We start from the raw sequence: 3,970 nt of genomic DNA on the forward strand, positions 1-3,970 counted from the left end.
GATGGCGGTGAGCTTGCCAGCACTCTTGCAGACTGGAAAGCACGAGTACGGGACGCCTGGCCCGGCGTAGAGCTCAGTGTAGTCGGGTGCGTGGATTGTCGCTGCCCCCACGACGGCTCTGTAGAAATCAGGGTCGAGGCATTGCTCAACGGCCTGGGTGCTGGCGATGTAAGGGTGGAATGCCTGGTCAGCCCGGAATGTACCGGTAGCCACAAGAACCCCGGCCCCCCAAGCTTTTTCCTGGAACCGGAAAGTGAAGAGGATGGCCGAACCGTATTCGCAACACAGTTGCAGCCATCCTATCCGGGGCTCCAGACACTCAGGCTCAGAATGTATCCCTACCACGACGCTCTGACCCATCCCCTGGAGATGGGTGCCATGCTCTGGGTCTGAAGCCCCTGCATGGCAATGAGTTACAGGACGTGTTCGCGGATAAAGCGGCCAATGTCCTGGACTTCCTCGAGGCACACGCTGTGCTCCATCGGGAAGGTCTGGTAGGACGGGTCAAAGCCCATTTTTTTCAGTGTGTCAACGCTCAGCCGGCCGAGGGATTCAGGCACCATCGGATCATGGGTGCCGTGATAGATGTTGATGGGAATGCCACGGTTGGCTTCCGAAACTTCAACGGTTTTGGCGGTTGCAAAGTAGGTTGACAGCGCAAGAATACCACCCAGCCGCCGGGGATAGCTCAGGCCCAGCTCGTAAGCCACCGCCCCACCCTGGGAAAAGCCTGCGATGATGATGTTCTCGCTGTTGACTCCGCGCTCGATTTCCCGGTCCACCAGTCGTGCAACGGCATCTGACGACGCCAGCAGTTGATCGGTATCTACCACTCGGTCGATGTCCATCGCCTTGATGTCGTACCAGGCCGGCATGGTCATACCGCCATTGATTGTCACTGGCAGGTTGGGCGCATGGGGAAAAATGAAACGCACCGCCGCATCTGCCGGCAAACCGAGTTCCGGCACTACCGGTTCGAAATCATGGCCACTGGCACCAAGGCCATGGAGCCAGATCACAGCGGCAGTCGGGTTAGGTCTGGTTTCCACCTCAATGTATTGAAGATCTCTCACAAAATACCTCGGGTATCAGGAATGTTCCGTTGGTGAATCCGGTTTGCCATTGTGGGCCTCTAACGCGGTCACAACGGGGTTTGCATACATGTCCAGCAGGTAGGGGCGAATCGCCGGGTCACAGGCGTCCAGACGTCGCTCCATTTCGGCTTCGGCGGCCTCTATCTCCGCCGGGGACCAGGCTTCAGCCGTAACCACTGCGTCACTCACGCTCTCACGGGTGGCGTGTGAATCCGGATGGATGCCTCTTTGCTGATAGGCCACCAGATTCGAGGTGTGCAGGTGGTAATTCGCATGCATTTCACGGTCGATCCGCGCAGCCAGTTCTTTCGGGTTTTCCTCTGCGTCGGCGATCGGTGCCCCGAAGTGCACGTGCACGTGCCCTTTGAATCCAGTCAGGCCCTTCATAATCTGATCGGTATCCTCGCCTTCTCTCTTGATGTATTCACCCGTCCGGGCCCGGGTTTCCAGTTCCCGGGCCTTGTCCATATCACAGGGGTCGTATTCATAGGCGATGGACACCGGAACAATATGCAGTCGGTTCATGGCATCGCCGAACCCCAGCCCGCTCTTTTTCCTGCTCATGTAGAACATCTTGATGATGGCGGGGTCGGTAAAATCAAGACCGCTCTTGGCACGGCCCTCCCGCTGGGCGATCCAGATGCTTTCGTTATTGTCGATACTGTGGTTGATGAACGAAGAAAGCATGATGTAGGCATCCCGCATTTCCCGCGGGCTGGTCATATTGCGGCGAACCACAAAACTCTTGTTAAGCCTCATCATCTCGGCAAATACCCGGTTTGCCAGCAGGTTGTCACCAATGGCAATCCGGGTCGTCTTGAAACCGTTGGCAAACAGCAGGTAGTTCACCACCATGGGGTCAAACACGATATCGCGATGATTTGAGATAAACAGGTGCGCGCAATGTTTGTTCAGGTTTTCGAGGCCGCTGTGGGTAACACGTGTCGTGGTGTTGTCTACCAGTTCACCGACATAGCCCGAGAGCCGGGCCTGGAGATCATCAACCCGCGCAATACCGGCAAAATGGTTTATAAGCCAGCGTCTGACCCAGAGCCTGAGGATGGCAGGTGCCCATTTCGCCAGCGTCGGCGATTTGAAGCGGCCGATCATGTCCAGAAATTCCGGGTCCCGAACCAGTTTGTTGATTGCTGTTCCGGTTTCCTCGTCCGAATAGGGACGGATGGCATCAAATTCCTGCATGGAGATCCTGTTTGTTGGGTGCAGAAAAAGCCGCATTGTAGCCGTAATAAGGTTTGTTTGTCTCCGCCGATTCCGTGACGGGATTCTGGTATCATGCACAACCTGCCAGATCGGCACTTTTTACCGTCAACCAACACCGCCGGCCAAGTCATGGATTTTGCACAGTTAAGCACAGAGCGCCCCCGCGTTTCAGACCAGGATCCGCAAGAAGTCCTGCACCGAGTATTCGGCTATGAGACTTTCAGGCCTTTGCAGGGCGACATTATTCGTGAAGTGGTGAACGGCGGCGATGCACTGGTATTGATGCCCACCGGGGGTGGTAAATCACTGTGTTACCAGGTTCCGGCCCTCGTGCGCGCGGGAACGGCCATCGTGATTTCTCCACTGATCGCATTGATGCAGGATCAGGTGGCTGCACTGAAGGAACTGGGAGTAAGGGCCGCTTTTCTGAACTCCACCATGGATTACGAACAGGCCCGTGACACCGAAAATGCGCTGATGACCGGAGAGCTGGACCTGCTTTACTGTGCGCCGGAACGTCTGATCCAGCCACGCACCCTGGATCTTTTGCACCACGCTTCCATTTCCCTGTTCGCCATCGACGAGGCCCACTGTGTTTCGCAATGGGGGCACGATTTCCGTTCCGATTACCTGGAACTGAGCCGGCTGGCACATGAATTCCCCGGTATACCGCGAATTGCGCTTACCGCCACTGCAGACGAGCGCACCCGAAAGGAAATTGCGGAAAGGCTGTCGCTGACGGAGGCCCGTCACTTCATCAGCGGTTTTGATCGCCCTAACATCCAATATCGAATTGCCCCTAAAACCAATGCTAACAAGCAATTACTTGATTTTATTAAAGCAGAGCATGATGGTGATTGTGGCATTGTCTACTGCCTGTCCCGTAACAAGGTAGACGCCACTGCGAAGATGCTGAGCGGCAAGGGCTACACCGCTCTGCCTTACCACGCCGGGCTTAACGCCTTGGACCGGGCGCGGCATCAGGAACGATTCCTGCGCGAAGACGGTGTCATCATCGTGGCTACCATTGCGTTCGGTATGGGTATCGACAAGCCGGACGTGCGATTTGTAGCCCACCTGGACCTGCCCAAAAGCCTGGAAGCCTACTACCAGGAAACCGGCCGGGCCGGGCGTGATGGCAAACCTTCAACAGCCTGGATGGTCTACGGCCTTCAGGACGTGATCAAACTGCGCCAGATGCTTGAAGGCTCCATGGGTAACGACCAGTTCAAACGGGTGGAGCGCCAGAAGCTGGATGCCATGCTGGGCCTGTGCGAGGTGACAAGTTGCCGGCGCCAGGTACTTCTTCGCTACTTCGGTGACACTCTGGAACAGCCCTGCGGCAACTGCGATACGTGCCTGAACCCGCCGGAAACCTGGGACGGCAAGGTGGCGGTCCAGAAAGCCCTCTCCTGCGTCTTCAGAACCGGCCAGCGTTTTGGTGTTACCTATCTTATTGACGTTCTTCGTGGCTCTGAAAACGAACGTATCCTTCAGTTCGGGCACCAGGCGGTATCCACCTATGGCATCGGCACCGAACTGTCGGCCAACGACTGGAAATCGGTGTTCCGGCAACTGGTTGCCAACGGCTATTTACGGGCAGACCCGGAGGGTTATGGGGCGCTGCAGCTTACCGAAGAGTGCCGGCCATTGCT

At 56.6% G+C, this 3,970-nt stretch carries 3 protein-coding genes and 1 pseudogene; 2 read left to right on the forward strand and 2 right to left on the reverse strand.

What is annotated here, in order from left to right; translation table 11 throughout:
- Positions 1-393 (forward strand): annotated as a pseudogene (locus tag ACESMB_RS12730) (DUF3417 domain-containing protein); the annotation flags it as partial.
- Between the two features lie 20 nt (positions 394-413).
- On the opposite strand, the gene ACESMB_RS12735 reads toward ACESMB_RS12730, so the two are convergent.
- Both ACESMB_RS12735 and ACESMB_RS12740 read right to left on the reverse strand, forming a co-directional pair.
- On the reverse strand, positions 414-1,073 hold the full coding sequence (locus ACESMB_RS12735) for an alpha/beta hydrolase (RefSeq protein WP_372971724.1): 660 nt from the start codon (positions 1,071-1,073) through the stop codon (positions 414-416).
- A 15-nt stretch (positions 1,074-1,088) separates the two neighbouring features.
- The gene (locus tag ACESMB_RS12740) at positions 1,089-2,294 is read right to left on the reverse strand and encodes a 1-acyl-sn-glycerol-3-phosphate acyltransferase (RefSeq protein WP_372925604.1); all 1,206 of its coding nucleotides are present in this window, start codon (positions 2,292-2,294) and stop codon (positions 1,089-1,091) included.
- A gap of 150 nt (positions 2,295-2,444) precedes the next feature.
- Between ACESMB_RS12740 and recQ the strand changes: the two genes are divergently transcribed.
- Positions 2,445-3,970, forward strand: a 1,526-nt coding sequence (gene recQ / locus ACESMB_RS12745) for a DNA helicase RecQ (protein WP_372971725.1), incomplete at its 3' end; no start/stop codon positions are given.

The sequence above is a fragment of the Marinobacter sp. genome (genome assembly GCF_041686475.1).
Classification (GTDB): domain Bacteria; phylum Pseudomonadota; class Gammaproteobacteria; order Pseudomonadales; family Oleiphilaceae; genus Marinobacter.

Bases quoted from the DNA above. Each gene is read 5' to 3' on its own strand.
- ACESMB_RS12740 (WP_372925604.1), bottom strand. From the start codon at position 2,294: ATGCAGGAATTTGATGCCATCCGTCCCTATTCGGACGAGGAAACCGGA.